Below are 17052 nucleotides of genomic sequence, written 5' to 3' on the forward strand. Positions count from 1 at the left end.
ATGGGAGAAATGCAGCGTATGTCTGATCAAGAGCAATGGAGCGAATCTGGACTTGAAATTGCAGTTGTAGGATTAGCAGGTACATTTCCTGGGGCACCGAATGTGCAAGCGTTTTGGGAAAATCTATCGCAAGGGAAAGAATCCGTTACGTTTTTCACTGATGAAGAATTAAAGGCAGCGGGTGTAGATGAGACGCTGCTAAAACGTTCTGATTATGTCAAGGCAAAGCCATATTTAAAACATGCATCATCATTTGATGCAGACTTTTTTGGCTACTCTCCGCGAGAGGCATCGATTATGGACCCGCAAATTCGATTGATGCATGAATGCACATGGCATGCGCTTGAGGATGCAGGCTATGAACCTGAGCAATACGAAGGATTAATTGGTCTTTATGCCGGGGCATCTAGCAATCTATCGTGGATGGGGCAGCATATGTCATCACTTGCAAAGAACGAAGATGTGTTTCAAATCATGCATCTCAATGACCCATCCTTTGCTTCGCGAATTGCCTATAAATTAAATCTAAAAGGTCCAAGCGTATCGGTGCAAACGGCTTGCTCCACATCGCTTGTTGCGATCCATATGGCCTGCCAAGGATTAATCGGCGGTGAATGTGACCTTGCGTTAGCAGGAGGTGTCACACTCCATCAGCCGCAAATCACAGGCTATCAATACCAAGAAGGAATGATTTATTCTCCTGATGGTCATTGCCGTCCGTTTGATGAAAAAGCAAAAGGAACCGTTTTTGGTGAAGGTGCAGGCGTTGTTGCGCTAAAACGATTAAAAGATGCGATAGAAGATGGAGATTTTATTTATGCTGTTGTAAAAGGATCTGCAACGAACAATGATGGAAGTAATAAAGTCGGCTATACAGCCCCAAGTGTGAGTGGACAGGCAAGTGTTATTGAATCTGCGTTAGAAATGGCTGAGACAGAACCAGAGACGATTTCTTATATCGAAGCACATGGAACGGGTACGCCTGTTGGAGATCCGATTGAGATTGAGGCGCTTACTCGTGCTTTTCAAACAGATCAACAAGGCTATTGCCGAATTGGATCAGTCAAAGCCAATATTGGGCATTTAGATGCCGCAAGCGGCGTAGCTGGTTTTATCAAAACAGTCATGATGCTGCATCATCGTCAATTTGTCCCGATGCCGCACTTTGAGAAGCCGAATCACCGCATTTCTTTTGATCAAACCCCATTTTATGTTGGGACAGACAAAGAGGAGTGGAAGACATCTCAATTGCCAAGGAGAGCTGGAGTCAGTGCCTTTGGTATAGGGGGAGCGAATGCTCATGTCATCTTAGAGGAGGCACAGCCGAGAAAAACAAACAGCAAGGCCTCGTCCAAAGAATTAATTGTGCTCTCAGCTAGATCAACGCATGATCTGAAGAAGATGACAAAAAACTTAAAGGAATATGTCTCCTCATATCCTGATCTCTCACTTGGTGAAGCAGCTTATACCTTACAAAGTGGAAGAAAGGCTTTCAAATATCGAAAAGCGTTTGTCTGTTCCACGCGGGAAGAGTTATTAGCGGAGCTGCAATTGCTGAATGAAGAGACAGCAGGCAGAGAAAGTCATCTTTATAAACGGATCAACATGAAGCTGACGGGGTACCATGAGTCAGGTTTACGTGATTACATCGAGCTGTATGAGAAAGATCCTTCTTTCAAAACAGAAGTGGATCGAATCGTAAGCCTCGTCCAATCCGCTGTACCTATCAAAAAAGATGAGCTGTTCCATCCTAAACAAAGCCGTCAATCAGAAGTGGCGATGCTGATCATGACATCGGCTTTTGCCAACATGCTAAGATCATTCGGAATTGAACCAGATGGCTGGATTGGAGAAGGCAGCGGAGTCTGGACAGCTTTATATGCAGCAGGCGGCCTTGAGCTAAATGATGCGGTATCTATTGTGTACCATCTTCATGACACCGAGATGGTTAATCAAAGGCTGGCTTCCCTGCCTCAGAGGACACTTCAACAGCCTGTTTACTTGCAGCAAACCGGGGAGGAACTAATCACTTTCGACCCATCGTCTGCAAAAGGTCTTCTTAATATGGATCAGCCTGTAAAATCACCAATGATTGAGCAAGAATCACCAGCTTTGATCATTGACCTTTCAATGAAACAAGGGATTGTATTTGAAAAGGGAGCAGAAAAAACAACCGAACCACTTGATGGAGACATGCTTCAAATTGCAGGTGTTCTTTGGGAAATAGGAGTCGGCTTAGCCTTTCCTGTAACAGATGAGAAGAACAGGCAGCGTATTCCGCTGCCTGGGTACCCATTTCATAAAACCGATTTCTCGGCACAAACAAATACGATGGCAGCCATTGAACCGCAAAAGCCGCAGAATGAACAGCGTGTCTTTGCTTCACTCGCTTCTTTACAAAAAGAGATTCACGACATTGTGCAAACTCATTTTGGGTTTGATCAAATGGATGATGAATCGCCATTTTTTGAATTTGGTGCGACATCCCTTGATATTTCTCAGCTTGCAGCGAAAATATCTGAGCACGTGGACAAGCAAATTGACACTGTGCAATTGTATCGGTTTGCGACAGTGGCAAGTCTTGCTGAATATTTATTTGAAGAACAGTCAGAACAGGTTCAAACGCCTGTTTCTCGCCCAGTAAAAAACACGTCCCAGGAGCATACTGATATTGCGATTGTCGGAATGGCTGGAAGATTCCCAGGAGCTTCATCGCTAGAAGACTTTTGGCAGCGTCTTGTGAATGGCGAGGAAATGATTCACTTTTTCACAGAAGAAGAGCTCAAGAAAGCAGGGCTGGATGCGTCTGTCTACCAGCATCCGAATTTCATTGGAGCAAAAGGTCGTTTACAAGAGATCGAAGGCTTTGATGCAGACTTCTTTAACTATTCTGCTAGAGAGGCAGAGCTAATGGATCCGCAGTTCAGGCTCTTGCATGAATGTGCTTGGGAAGCGCTGGAGGATGCTGGCTGTGACCCTGATCGAATGGCAGGGAAAATTGGCGTTTATACAGGAACGAGTCCAAACCATGAGTGGCTGACGCGCTTTGCCCATCAAATGGAAGCAACTGAGCAGTTCAGCGCCATGCTGTTAAATGATCGTGAGTTTTTTAGTACGCAGCTTTCTTATAAATTGAATTTGCACGGGCCTAGTGTGACCATGCAGACAGCTTGTTCGACCTCACTTGTCAACATAGGCATGGCCTGTCAAGCATTATTGAATCAAGAATGTGATGCCGCACTGGCTGGCGGTGTGACGGTCAGTTCTCCAGAAAATATCGGCTACATCTATCAAGATGGGATGATTCAATCAAAAGATGGACATTGCCGTCCGTTTGACCAAGAGGCGAGCGGAACCATTTTCGGAGATGGAGCGGGGATTGTTCTGCTAAAACGTTATGAAGATGCGATGAGAGACGGCAACCCTATTCATGCGGTCATCAAAGGGGTTGGTGTGAACAATGATGGCAGCCGAAAAGCTGGTTTTACAGCTCCGAGTGTGGAAGGACAAGCAGAGGTTTTAAAAGAAACGTATGAAAAATCAGGTATCGATCCCGTGTCTATCGGTTATATAGAAGCTCACGGTACGGGGACAAAAATGGGAGATCCAATTGAGGTATCCGCTCTTAGCCAAGTGTTCAAAGGGACAGATCCGCTGACGATTCCGATCGGTTCTGTGAAAAGTAATGTCGGACACTTAAATAGTGCGGCAGGGATTGCAGGTCTGTTTAAAGCCATTTTGGCTCTCCAGCATAAAACGATCCCGCCAACCATTCATTATGAATCACCCAATCAGGAAATTCCTTTCAAAGATACACCGTTTTATGTGAATCAAAAGGCGTTGTATTGGAAGGAAGCAGATGGTCCGAGAAGAGCGGGAGTCAGCTCTTTTGGTATCGGCGGAACGAACGCCCATATGATCATAGAAGAGGGCATACAGGCGAAGCAAAAACCAGCTTCTACCCAAAAGCAGCTGCTCGTCTTATCTGCTAAAACAGATACTGCTTTAGCGAAAATGACAGAGCAATTAAAGCAGTATGTGATTCAGCATCCTCAAGTCCCGCTTGAAGATATTGCTTATACATTGCGGTATGGCAGAAAGCAGTTTCCATACCGAAAAGCGATCGTACTCGCGTCTGCTGATGAATGGATGCAGCAGAAACAGCTTGAAACGAGCGTGTTCCGAAGCAAAAAATGGCGCAAAGCAACCTTTATGTTTTCAGGTCAAGGCGCTCAGTATGCTGGTATGATGCGCGGGTTATATGATGCAGAGCCAGTGTTCAAATGGGAAGTAGATAGATGCTTTAAATATGTAATGGAAACGGAGCAAGTGGATTTAAAGGGCATTGTTTTTTCCGAGGATGAAACGAACGAAGACATCACAAAAACGTCAAATGCCCAACCGCTCCTCTTTATATTTGAGTATGCATTAGCCAAATTGCTTCAACATAGCGGTGTTGAGCCAGAATCAATGATTGGACACAGTATCGGCGAATACGTTGCCGCTTGTTTGTCAGGGGTCTTTTCTCTCGAGTCTGCATTAACACTCGTGATGGCAAGAGGAAGATTAATGCAAGACATGGAAAAAGGCGCGATGCTTAGTGTGCAATTACCAGAGGCGGAACTCGGCTCGATGATCGATCAATCGCTTTCTATTGCTGCTGTCAATGCAAAAGACCTTTGTGTCGTTTCTGGAAAAGAAGAGCATATCGCTGCATTTGAAAAGAAACTGCAAGACAAAGAAATTATCACAAGACAGCTCCATACTTCTCATGCCTTTCATTCCTACATGATGGAGCCTATGCTTGAGGCGTTTCAACAAATCGTAGAAAAAGTAGAATTCCACGAGCCGGCGATTCCGTTTGTATCGAATGTTACAGGCACCTGGGCGACAAGTGAAGAGGTGATGACAGCATCTTATTGGACGAACCACCTGCGTGGAACCGTTCGTTTTCATGAAGGTCTATCTCAGCTGTTAACCGATGAAGTACGAGCACTCATTGAAGTTGGACCTGGAAACAGCTTGACGGCATTAGCGAAACGTCATGAAAACAAAGAGTCACATCATGATGTCCTGAATATGGTGAGGCATACGAGAGAACAAGCAGATGACCATGCATATTTCTTAAAGAGAATAGGAGAGCTATGGGCAGGGGGCTACGAGGTCAAAGCGCAGCAACATCCAACTCAAGAGGAACGTCAGCTCGTATCGCTGCCGACCTATCCATTTGAGCGGAAACGATATTGGATTGAAGCAGGAAAGCCCGCGTCTCCGCAGCTATCCGCTCCTAAGGAAACGAAGAAGAAAGAGATAGAAGAATGGTTCTACCTGCCTTCATGGGAACAGCAGCCGCTCAAACCAGTTTTCGAAAAAGAAACAGAAGAACAAACGTGGCTCATTTTCAGGGAACAGGATGCTTTTCATGAACTGTTTACCCATTCATTTAAGCAAAAAGGGATCAAGGTCATTTCTGTCACAAAGGGTGAAGCTTATCAAGAGCAAGATGATTCCTTTAAGATCAATCCGGCAGAAGGCCAGCACTACCGAAATATGCTAGATTCATTGTCTAATAGAGGCATCAATATTCAGCGGATTCTGCATTTATGGGAAGCTGCGAAAGAAGATGACAACTCGAATCGTCAAGCCGCCTTTCAGGCGCACATTGAAAAAGGCTATTACAGCTTAATTTTCTTATCCCAAGCGATTGCTGCCCAAAAAAATATTCGAGAATGCCGTCTGTTTACGATCACTAGCGGAATTCAGCCAGTCACAGGCAATGAGACGATATGTGCAGAGAAAAGTGCAATGCTTGGACCATGTAAAGTCATTTCACAGGAATACCATCATATTAAGTGCTGGAATATCGATGTGGAAGACGTGCCAGGAGTCATGTCTTGGAAGGAACAAGTCCTTGTCGATCTTATTTTGCAGGAAATCATGCAGCCTGGAAAGGACCAGCTTGTGGCGTATCGTCATCGAAAGCGCTGGGTGCAGAGCTACAAGCATTTGCCGCTGCAAAAAGAAGATGGACTTCCGAAGATGATCAGGCCAAATGGTGTGTATCTGATTACAGGAGGTTTAGGCGGTATAGGATTTGTTCTGTCAAAGATGCTGGCGAAGGAAGGAAATGTACATCTTTATTTAACTGGAAGAACGGCATTGCCGCCAAGAAATGAATGGGCGTCATATGTTCAACAAGCAAATGCCGATGAAGCGCAGCGCACGAGAATTGAAAAGGTGCTTGAGCTCGAACGGTTAGGGGCAACAGTAGAAGCGGTGCAGGCGAATGCAGGAGATCTTGATCAGATGAAACGTGTATTTGATGCCATTCGCAAAAAGCATGGCGGCGTTCATGGTGTATTCCATGCAGCAGGATTACCAGGAAGTACATCCTTCCGTGCAATCAAAGATATCCCTTCTACACTGGCGCAGGGAGAGGATCAATTCCAATCAAAGGTGAAAGGGCTTGATGTGCTAGAGCAGCTGCTGGAACAAGAACAAGCAGACTTTTGTCTTCTCTTTTCTTCCATCAGTGCATTGCTTGGGGGCTTAGGATTCTCTGCTTACTCAGCGGCTAACTTATATATGGATGCATTTGCAGCTAGACTTAATCAACATAGTCAAACCCCGTGGATGTGTGTGAACTGGGATGCATGGAATTTCTGGGGTGAGCTAGAATCCACAATTGGTGAATCGATCAATGAGCTTGCGATTTTACCAGAAGAGGGTGCTGAGCTGTTCCAGTATGTTCTGTCTAACCGGCAGAATCGACACATGCTCGTGTCCACAGGAAATCTTGATGAACGGATAGATCAATGGCTGTCACTAGAGTCTAAGACCGCAACAGATGAGGATTCATATGAAGTGTCTAAGCACGAAAGACCAGAGCTGGGCAATCCATATGTGGCGCCTCGAAATGAAACTGAAAAAGCGATCTGTCAAGTTTGGCAGGACTTTATGGGCATGGAACAAGTGGGCATTCACGACAATTTCTTTGATCTCGGCGCAAGCTCGCTGGATATTGTTCAAGTCACCAATCGGTTAAATCAAGCACTTCAAACAAATGAAGCGGTTGTGACCTTGTTTACGTACCCTTCTGTTGCAGAGCTTGCGAAATATATCCAGCCCTCTGATGACTCGAAGGAAGAAGCGATGGAAGAAGAACTAGCCGTCGTCACTTCAGGTGATCGAAGAGCTCGTTTTAAACAGCAACGGAATAAAAGATTGAGAGGCGGAATCGAGAATGAATGATACAACGAATCACTATCATGGCGCAGAAATTGCTGTTATCGGTCTTGCAGGTCGTTTTCCAGGGGCCAAAAATGTTGATGAGTACTGGGAGAATCTGAAAAAAGGAAAAGAAACAATATCCTTTTTTACAGAAGAAGAATTACGGCGTGAAGGTACAGATGAAGCTTTATTAAAAAACCCCCGTTTTGTTAAAGCAAAAGGAATGCTAGATGATGTGGATTTATTTGATGCAGATTTCTTTGACTATACACCAAAGGAAGCGGCTATGATGGACCCGCAGTTTAGACTGTTTCATGAATGTGTTTGGACGGCGCTTGAAGACGCTGGGTACGATCCGTTTGAATATAAAGGGCAAATCGGTCTTTATACAGGTGCAGGGATCAATACAGAATGGGTCATGAGAGCACTTCAAGGGGCGGCACAAGGTGAAGATTCTAAAACACTGGAAGCTGCCGTTCTGAATATGCGTGATTATTTAGCGACGATGATTTCATATAAATTAAATCTGAAGGGACCGAGTATGGTGGTACAAACCGCCTGCTCGACCTCGATGGTATCGATTCATTTAGCCGTTCAGGCTTTATTAAGCGGCGACTGTCATATGGCAGTTGCAGGCGGCGTGTCCATTCGTCTGCCGCAAAAATCGGGTTATCTGTATCAAGAAGGCATGATTCATTCATCTGACGGACATTGCCGCGTTTTTGATAACAAAGCCGATGGAACCGTTTTTGGTGATGGTGCAGGCGCTGTTATTTTAAAAAATTTAGAGGATGCCATTGAAGACGGCGATCACATTTATGCTGTCATTAAAGGATCATCTATTAATAATGACGGAAATAGAAAAGTAGGATATACAGCGCCAAGTACGAAAGGTCAAGTTTCAGCGATTAAGACAGCACTTCGAATGGCTGAGGTGGAACCTGAAACCATTTCGTACATTGAAGCACATGGAACCGGGACAACCCTCGGAGATCCGATCGAAATTGAAGCGCTCAAGCAAGCATTTGATACAGATAAAAAAGGCTTTTGCCGCATTGGGTCTGTCAAATCGAATGTTGGTCATTTGAATGATGCATCAGGTGTCGCGGGCTTTATTAAAACCGTTTTAAGCTTAAAGCATCAAGTAATTCCGCCGACCATTCATTTTGAAACACCAAATGAAAAAATTGAGTTTGCCGATTCGCCTTTTGTTGTAAACACAGATTTGACGCCATGGAGCACGCAGGAATCTCCTCGCCGGGCAGGTGTAAGCTCATTTGGGATAGGTGGAACAAATGCTCATGTCATTTTAGAAGAAGCACCTGCTGCACGTGTAGCAGCAGATAGCCCTGAGGATAGTGAACTTCTTTTATTATCTGCCAAAACACCAGCAGCTCTTGAAAAAATGACGGATCGCCTTGCGGACTATTTACTCCAGCATCAGCAACATGTTCGTCTAAGTGACGTTGCCTATACGCTGCAAACAGGCCGCCATCATTTCCCGCATAAACGTGTCATTCTTGGAAGTAACACAGCGGATATGTTACAGGCGCTGAATCAAAGGTCAAAAGAGGTGGTCAAGACGGCTAGCTCCCAAACATCGAGCCGTCCAGTCGTCTTTCTTTTCCCAGGCCAAGGATCTCAGTATGTAGACATGGGGCGTCAGCTTTATGACAAATATCCAGTCTTTAAAGAAGCGCTGGATCAATGCTTGAATCAATTCAAACAGCATGTCTCAGTTGACCCATTCAGCATTTTATTCTCAACAGAAGCAAGTGATGATCGTCAGCTGATCAACCAAACAGAATATACGCAGCCGCTTCTCTTTAGTGTGGAATACGCTTTGGCTAAATTGCTGATTCATTTTGGCGTCAAACCGCAGGCACTGATCGGTCACAGTATTGGAGAATATACGGCTGCTGCCGTATCTGGTTTACTATCTGTTGAAGATGCCGTAGATCTTGTCGCTTATCGCGGACAGCTCATTAGCCAGCTTCCAAAAGGCTCTATGCTGAGTGTTCCTTTGAGTGAACAGAACGTGCTGCCATATTTAACAGATGATCTTTCACTTGCAGCAGTAAATGGTCCTGAATTGTGCGTAGTGTCAGGTGGGACCGTAGCCATTGATGCACTTGCTGAGAAGCTGGAGGCTGCTGGACATGGGTGCAGGAAGCTTCACACCTCTCATGCCTTCCATTCTAAAATGATGGATGACATCCTGCCATCATTTAAAGAAAAGGTCGCCGAGTATCAATTGAATGCGCCGTCTATCCCGTATATTTCTAACGTCACAGGTTCGTGGATTGACCATGAAGCAGTGCAAGACCCGGCATATTGGGCTGATCATTTGCGGCAAGCGGTTCGTTTCCGTGATGGAGCGGAGACATTATTAACGGAGCTTGATCCTATTTTCGTTGAAGTCGGGCCGGGGAATACGTTAAGTGCCTTTATTCGCCAAGCTTCAAAGGAACATCATCAGCAGCCGATTCCATTGATGCGTCATCCAAAAGAAGAGGCAGCCGACGACCGCTACCTGCTGGGAAGATTGGGTGACATCTGGCTTCAAGGGGTGCCGGTTGACTGGACAAAATTGCGAAATCAGACATTAAATCAAAAAGTATCCTTGCCGACCTATCCGTTTGAACGACAACGATATTGGATTGAAAAGGTAGATACATCTGCATTATCTTCATCCTCAGGTGTGCAAATGGTGGTGCCAAAGGATAACAAAGGGCAGGAAATAGAAGAAAACAATCAAGTCCATGCCGCCGCATCGAATGACATTGAGGCAACGTTACAGCGGATGTGGAAAGACATTTTAGGAATTGAAAAGGTGGAAAGAGACGACCATTTCTTTGAGCTTGGCGGACATTCGTTAAATGCCACCGGTCTGATTTCTCAAATTCACAAAGAGTTTGGTGTAGAGCTAACGCTCACAGACATGTTTAACAATCCGACAATTGAAAAGCTCCAAGCATTCATCGAAAAGGCAGAGAAGCATCAATATTTCAAGATTGAACCAGTCGAAAAGAAAGACACATACCCATTATCTGCTGCTCAAAGACGGACATTCCTCATTCATCAGCGTATTGGTCAAGTGACCTCTTATAACATGCCGATGGCACTGAGATGTAAAGGGGAAATTGTCGTCGAGCGCTTTGAGCAGACCTTCAAGCAATTAATTGATCGTCATGAAACCTTGCGAACGACCTTTGAATTAAAAGATGGTGAACCAGTTCAGCGTGTCCATGATGACTTCCAATTTGCTGTTGAAATGACAGAGGCTGATGAAGAAGGATTAGAAGCACAAATCGATGAATTCATTCGTCCATTTGACTTAAAGGCTGCACCATTGATCCGTGTGCGTTTTGTGAAAATTGCAGCACATGATCATCTCTTATTAGTCGATATGCATAATATTGTGGCGGATGGAGCGAGCATGAACATCTTTATTAAAGAATTTACTGAGCTCTATCGAGGGGAAACCTTGCCGGAACTCACTGTTCAATATAAAGATTATGCAGAATGGCAAGACAAATATTTCCGCAGCGAAATGTTTCAAAAGCAGCAGGATTATTGGAAGCAGCAAATTGGCTCAAATGTGCCAACTTTGACAATGCCATATGATTTTGAACGGAAGGAACAATCCTTCTTAGGAAGAGCGATCAAATTCAATATTGAACCGCACATCGTTGAGAAAATTGAACAGCTTGCTGAACAGTATCAGCTGACAAATAACGTTATCTTGTTCCAGCTCTATGGGCTACTGCTCTCACGTTATGCAGATCAAGAGGAGCTGATTGTCGGTTCACTTGTGGCTGGACGGCGTCATGCAGATATCGAGCATACAATTGGCATGTTTACAAACTTCCTGCCAATTAAACTAGACATGGTACAAGAATCAACCTTTACAGAGCAACTGGCGCAGACAAAGCAAGTATTGCTGGATGCGTATGACCATCAAGAGTACCCATTTGACCAAATGGTTGAGCATCTGAATCCAAAAACAAGACCGCATCGCAATCCATTCTTTGATACAATGCTCATCTACCATAATGAGTACGATCCGAATATTAAAATCGAAGCCGATGGACTAACATTCGAAACACATGAGTTTGCAAAGGGAATTTCCAAACTCGATATGAAAATGGATGTTGTCAGAGAAGTAACAGGTGAGTTAAAGTGCGTCCTTCAATACAATCTTGCGCTGTTTAAACATGAGACAATGCAAGCGTTCGTCAAGCACTTCGAGCACTTGGTCGAACAGGCTGTTCAAGCACCTGATCAACTGCTCAAGGATTTCGATGTGCTTACAGAGGAAGAAGAACAGGCAGCAAAGGAGAAAAGGGAGCGTGCAGAGGAAAAAGCACCGCTCGTACTTACAGTTAGCTCGACATTTACAGCAGATCCAATCGCACCTTACATTCAGTACTGGACCAAGCAGTTTGATGTGCAGCTTGATGTGCAGCTTGATGTTCAATTTGCACCGTATGGGCAGGTATATCAGGAATTACTAAATGAGCGCAGCCTTATCTCACAGAAGAAAAACGGTGCGAACCTTCTGCTCATTCGATTAGAGGATATCACGGGTCCAGCTCATCTTTCACTGGAAGAAAAGAAAAAACTGGCTGCAGAGCATGCTGAAGAACTTGCAAACGTTCTGAAATCAAAAACGAAACATAACTTATATTTTGTTGGGATTCTGCCGATAAGTGCTGCTCTTAAAGACACGCTGCAAGATGTGGAACGAGAGTGGATTGCTCAATTATCTGAGATAGACGGTGTTCAATTAATCGACTGCCGTCAGCTTGCGAAGCAATATCAGATAGATGACATCTTTGATGTAAAAGGAGAGCAAGCCGCACATCTCCCATTCACTGAAGTCTTTTGTGGAGCCATCGGTACAAAAGTCGCTCGCGAGTTCATTGCATGGCAAGGTGCACCATTTAAGGTAGCGGCCATTGATTGTGATCACACGCTTTGGAGAGGTGTCGTTTCAGAAGACGGTATAGAAGGCATCGATATTACGCCAGAACATCAAATGCTTCAGCGCTTTTTAAAACAAAAGCAAAAAGAAGGTCTCTTGCTTGTCTTAAGCAGCAGGAATAATGAAGAAGATGTGTGGCGCGTGTTTGAAAACCACCCAGATATGATCTTGCAAAAAGATGATATTGTCGATTGGCGGATCAATTGGGAAAGTAAACCGGCACATCTCAAAGAGATGGCAGATTCACTGAATCTTTCATTATCTCAGTTTATTTTCTTAGATGATGATCCTGCTCAGTGCTTGCGTATGAATGAAGAGCTGCCTGAAGTGATGACACTGCTACTACCTGCCAATGAAAAAGCGATCCCATTATTCGCTCAGCATGCTTGGGCATTTGACCGCTATGATGTCACAGATGAAGATAGAGGGCGAACAACAAGCTACAAGGCTGAAAAAGCTCGTCAAAAGGAGAAAGCAGAATCGCCGTCAATGGAGCAATTTTTACAAGATTTGAATTTGAACATGAGTGTAACAGAGTGGGGAGAAAAGCACCTTGCCCGCGTGGCGCAAATGAGCAGTCGCATTAACCAATTCCGCTTAAATGATCAGCGCTTTGATGAACAGCAGCTGAGAGAGCGGATGGAAAATGAGCATGTTCAGGGCTGGATTATCGAGGCAGCGGATCGCTTCAGTCATGAAGGAATTGTAGGGGCGATCTTGGCTCATCATGCAGGCGACACCTTGATCATTGATGCATGGATGCTAAGCTGCCGTGCTCTAGGGAAAGGGATTGAGCAAAAATGTCTGACATGGCTCGCTGAATATAGCCGTCAGCACCAGCTTTCTTCTATTGAATTCACATTTGCATCGACTGGACGTAATGAGCTATTCAAGTCATTTATGAAAGAGCACCAGATGCAGGAGATGGGGGAGCAGCAAACATACCGGATACAAGTGGAAGAAATCGGTTCACTGAGCGATCACATTCAGATCGTCGACCACCTGTCACCTCGTCAGCACCCGGCTGAAGAAATAGAGGGTCAAAAGGTGGAGACAGCAAGTCATACAGCTTTTGAAGGTTACACATGGGAAACGGTTCAAACAGATCAAACGCTGTACAGCGGGTATGTAAAAGCCCTTAAGGTACATGATCAAGAAGGTCTTCGTTCATTATTAAAGACGGAACTAACGCAGGATCAGGGACTTTACGCACAGCCAACCAATGAACGCGAGGCATTGCTTCTTGAGATTTGGTGTGACATTCTTCATGTGGAAAAAGTAGGAATTGACAACGACTTTTTCGATTTAGGAGGAAATTCTTTACTTGCTGTCAAAATGGAAGTAGAGATTGAAAAGAAGGGTTGGTATGTTGATGATTTGAATTTTGCTGAAAAACACACCATTCGAGAATTAGCAAAATATATGAAGAGGGAGAATCAGCATGCATAAAGATGTAAAAGCCATATATGAAGAATCAAAAATTTTAGATGAGGCCACTCATTTATACGGAGTCCAGCGAAGTGACATCCACTTTATCGCAGATGCAGAAAACTATGTGTATGAACTTAAAAAAGACGGAGAGTCTTTCATTTTAAAAATTACCCATACCATCCGCAGATCACCTGATTATATTTTAGGTGAAATGGAATGGCTCCATCACTTAGCGAAGGGCGGACTTTCGGTTGCAAAACCAATTGCTTCATTAAATGGCCGTGATATCGAGCAAGTAGACGATGGGCAAGGCGGTTCATTTTTACTGCGGGTCTATGAAAAAGCACCAGGCCATAAAGTCGAAGAGGCAGACTGGAACGATGAATTATTTTATGCCCTTGGACAGTACACAGGCCGCATGCATAAACTGACAAAAAGCTATCAGCTGTCAGATCCGCGAAATAAAAGACAAGAGTGGGATGAAGAGGAGCAGCTTAAATTGCGTAAGTATGTCCCAGCCGATCAGACGCTTGTATTCGAACAAGCGGATCGGTTGATGGAAAAGCTGGCAAAGCTTCCGAAAAATCAGAATACGTACGGATTGGTTCATGCGGATCTTCATCACGGAAACTTCCACTGGGATCAAGGCAAAATTACGACCTTTGATTTCGATGATATCGGGTACAATTGGTTTATGAATGACATTAGCATTTTGCTATACAATGTGTTGTGGTACCCAGTCATTCCATACGAAGACAAAGCAGCTTTTGCAGGAAACTTTATGAAGCAGTTCCTTAAAGGCTATCGTGAAGAGAATGAGCTTGGGGATGAGTGGCTTGCCTACATTCCTGACTTCCTTCGCTTACGTCACGTGCTAATCTATGGCTTGCTGCATCAAGCATTTGATTTGGCTACCATCGGAGAAGAAGAGAAGGCCATGCTCGCTAGCTTCCGCTCCGACATTGAGCAAGCAGCACCGATTACGACGTTTGACTTTACAAAGCTAAGTCAATCTTAAAAATGAAAATCCCCGCCTATGTGATGAGGCGGGGATTGTTTTTTTATGGGCGATAGGTGGACGGTGATTCAATGATATGAAACAGGTTCTTTCCTTGCTTTGTATTATCGATCCAGCCTTGAAATGCTGCTTTACCAGGTCCATATGCATAGACAGGGACATCCTCACCTGTATGAGCAAAAGTTGTCCAGCCTGAGAAAGAACGCTGATCAAAGATGTGTTGAATGCTGAGTTGAATTGTACTGGCCTTCCCTGATTGTGCCGCTTTCTCCACCTGTGAGATTTCCTCATTTGTGAGCGAGAAATCAATATGGGTGTGAAGGACATCACGTACCGATTGTCCGCCTGCGATTTTCTTTGCCATATACACAGGTGTTTTCTTAGCAGCTAAAATAGGTGCTGGGTCCCATTTATAGCCAGTTTCACTTGTCATGCCGTCTGCACCAAACGAAAAGCCGCCAGTCGCATGATCTGCTGTGATGACAACGAGTGTTTCTTGATCCTTTTTAGCGAATTGAAGAGCCGCTTGGACTGCTTTCTCAAAATCCTCCATCTCACTCATTGCGCCGACCACATCATTTTCATGTCCAGCAGAATCAATGGTACTACCTTCAAGCAGCATGAAAAACCCATGCGAATTGTCTTGATTTAATTGGGCTAATGCTGACTGCGTCATGTCTTTTAAAGTAGGCACATGCTTTGGACGATCGATGGCTCGATCCAGTTCGTCCTCCTGGAATAAGCCGAGCATTTTCGAAGATGATTGGGAGGTTAAATCATCTTTTGACCTTAGTATGGAATAACCGCTCTTCTCAAATTCTTTCACAAGATCACGGTCTTTTCGGTCAAAATATTGGATGCCGCCACCTAGAAGGATATCAACTTTGTGCTCTCCGCCTATTTTCTCATCATAAAAGTGGTCTGCAATTTGTTCTTTGTTTTTTCGGGAGACGTTATGTGTGCCAAAAGCGGCAGGTGTCGCATCGGTGATGTCAGATGAGACAACAAAGGCTGTTTTCATTTGTGCTTCCTTTGCTGCTTCAACGACACTTCTAAGAGGTTCTTTTTCTTGGTTGACGGCGATGGCATCATTGTATGTCTTTTTTCCAGTCGCCATGGCTGTGGCTGCGGCAGCTGAGTCGGTAATATTATCTCGAGGATCATCTGGGTGTGTGGTCTGCATCCCGACTAAATACGGGTCCCAGACGGTTTTTGCTTTTGGAGAACCAAGCTTTTCCTGCTTGAATGTGCGGTAGGCTTTGATCACGGGCATCCCCATTCCATCGCCAACGATAAAAATAACATTTTTTGGTGTTTTCGTTTGTTTCTTGTCTGCTGCATTTGTTGAGACGGGAGTGACATAATGTGAGGTCAATAAAGCAGCGAATACGAGTACCGCTAGAATCCCACTCATAAGAAAAATACGTTTTTTACGATCCATAGAGCCCATGAAAAATCCCCTTTTATCATTTATTTCATAATTTGTATTTTATTTGAATGAGGGCAATGGTTCAACCCCTTTTCCCATAAAAAAAGGGATGAGACTTTTGCCTCATCACCTTTTATACCGTATCACACTTGACGCCAACGACGCCTTCTAGATCTTTAATATCAAAATACACATCAGTTGTATAGCGATCTTTATGCACGCGTACACGTACTTCCATGATCGGATAGTTCTTTTCTGTTAAATCATCAATTCGAACAGAATGAATGCGAATATTGAGGGCTTTCATTTCTTTTAGAATATCCGTCATACGGTTTCGATCAGAAAGAGACATTCTGATGCGGATTTCTTTTTCCTGCAGGCGAATCGGCCCGATCCGCTGGAAGAGCCATGGTAGAAATTCGACACTAATGAGAATAAAGAAAAGACTGAGGAAGGCTTCTTTATAAAATCCTGCACCTGTTGCAACCCCAAGTCCTGCTGCGCCCCAGATCATTGCAGAAGTCGTGAGGCCTGAGATGACATCATTGCTTTTTCGCAGAATCACACCTGCTCCAATAAAACCAACACCAGAAATAATTTGCGCCGGTAACCTGAGCGGGTCCATTTGAAGCTTAGAGACTCGAGGGAAATTGTAGGCTGCATCAATGCTGATGATGGTTAATACGCAGGAGCTGACAGCAATGACAATACACGTTTTTAACCCGAGCGGCTTTTTCTTCAGCTCGCGTTCAAGACCGATAATCAAGCCGATTAAGGTGGCTACGGCTAATTTTAAGACCGTATCCCATTCAATTGTCCAAAACATGCGTATCGCTCCTTTCATTTCATGTACGTTTCACAACATGTATATGATCTTCTTACAGCCCATATGGCTGCCACAACTTCTATTTTATTCAGAAATGGGAGAAAGAAAAGCATTTTATTTAAAAATAAAGA

General features: G+C 44.3%; 5 protein-coding genes. 3 read left to right on the top strand and 2 right to left on the bottom strand.

What is annotated here, in order from left to right; genetic code table 11:
- Positions 1-18: 18 nt before the first annotated feature.
- The 3 genes from C5695_RS03360 to C5695_RS03370 are packed head-to-tail and all read left to right on the top strand — an operon-like array spanning position 19 to position 14666.
- Positions 19-7251, top strand: coding sequence for a type I polyketide synthase (locus tag C5695_RS03360; RefSeq protein WP_233230798.1), 7233 nt, complete (start codon positions 19-21; stop codon positions 7249-7251).
- Complete coding sequence (locus tag C5695_RS03365; RefSeq protein WP_117729168.1) at positions 7244-13666, top strand: type I polyketide synthase; 6423 nt, start codon at positions 7244-7246, stop codon at positions 13664-13666. Before C5695_RS03360 ends, C5695_RS03365 begins: the two co-directional genes overlap by 8 nt.
- A complete protein-coding gene (locus C5695_RS03370; protein WP_117729170.1) occupies positions 13659-14666 on the top strand; it encodes a phosphotransferase enzyme family protein in 1008 nt (335 codons plus the stop codon). Before C5695_RS03365 ends, C5695_RS03370 begins: the two co-directional genes overlap by 8 nt.
- 43 nt (positions 14667-14709) lie before the next feature.
- On the opposite strand, the gene C5695_RS03375 is transcribed toward C5695_RS03370, so the two are convergent.
- Entirely contained in the window at positions 14710-16116 is a 1407-nt protein-coding gene (locus C5695_RS03375) for an alkaline phosphatase (protein WP_117729172.1), read from the bottom strand.
- 112 nt (positions 16117-16228) lie between these two features.
- Entirely contained in the window at positions 16229-16921 is a 693-nt protein-coding gene (locus C5695_RS03380) for an MgtC/SapB family protein (RefSeq protein ID WP_034664661.1), read from the bottom strand.
- Positions 16922-17052 lie beyond the last annotated feature (131 nt).

The organism is Bacillus pumilus (genome assembly GCF_003431975.1).
Lineage (GTDB): Bacteria > Bacillota > Bacilli > Bacillales > Bacillaceae > Bacillus > Bacillus pumilus_N.

Bases quoted from the DNA above. Each gene is read 5' to 3' on its own strand.
- C5695_RS03360 (WP_233230798.1), top strand. From the start codon at position 19: ATGTCTGATCAAGAGCAATGGAGCGAATCTGGACTTGAAATTGCAGTT.
- C5695_RS03365 (WP_117729168.1), top strand. From the start codon at position 7,244: ATGAATGATACAACGAATCACTATCATGGCGCAGAAATTGCTGTTATC.
- C5695_RS03370 (WP_117729170.1), top strand. From the start codon at position 13,659: ATGCATAAAGATGTAAAAGCCATATATGAAGAATCAAAAATTTTAGAT.
- C5695_RS03375 (WP_117729172.1), bottom strand. From the start codon at position 16,116: ATGGGCTCTATGGATCGTAAAAAACGTATTTTTCTTATGAGTGGGATT.
- C5695_RS03380 (WP_034664661.1), bottom strand. From the start codon at position 16,921: ATGTTTTGGACAATTGAATGGGATACGGTCTTAAAATTAGCCGTAGCC.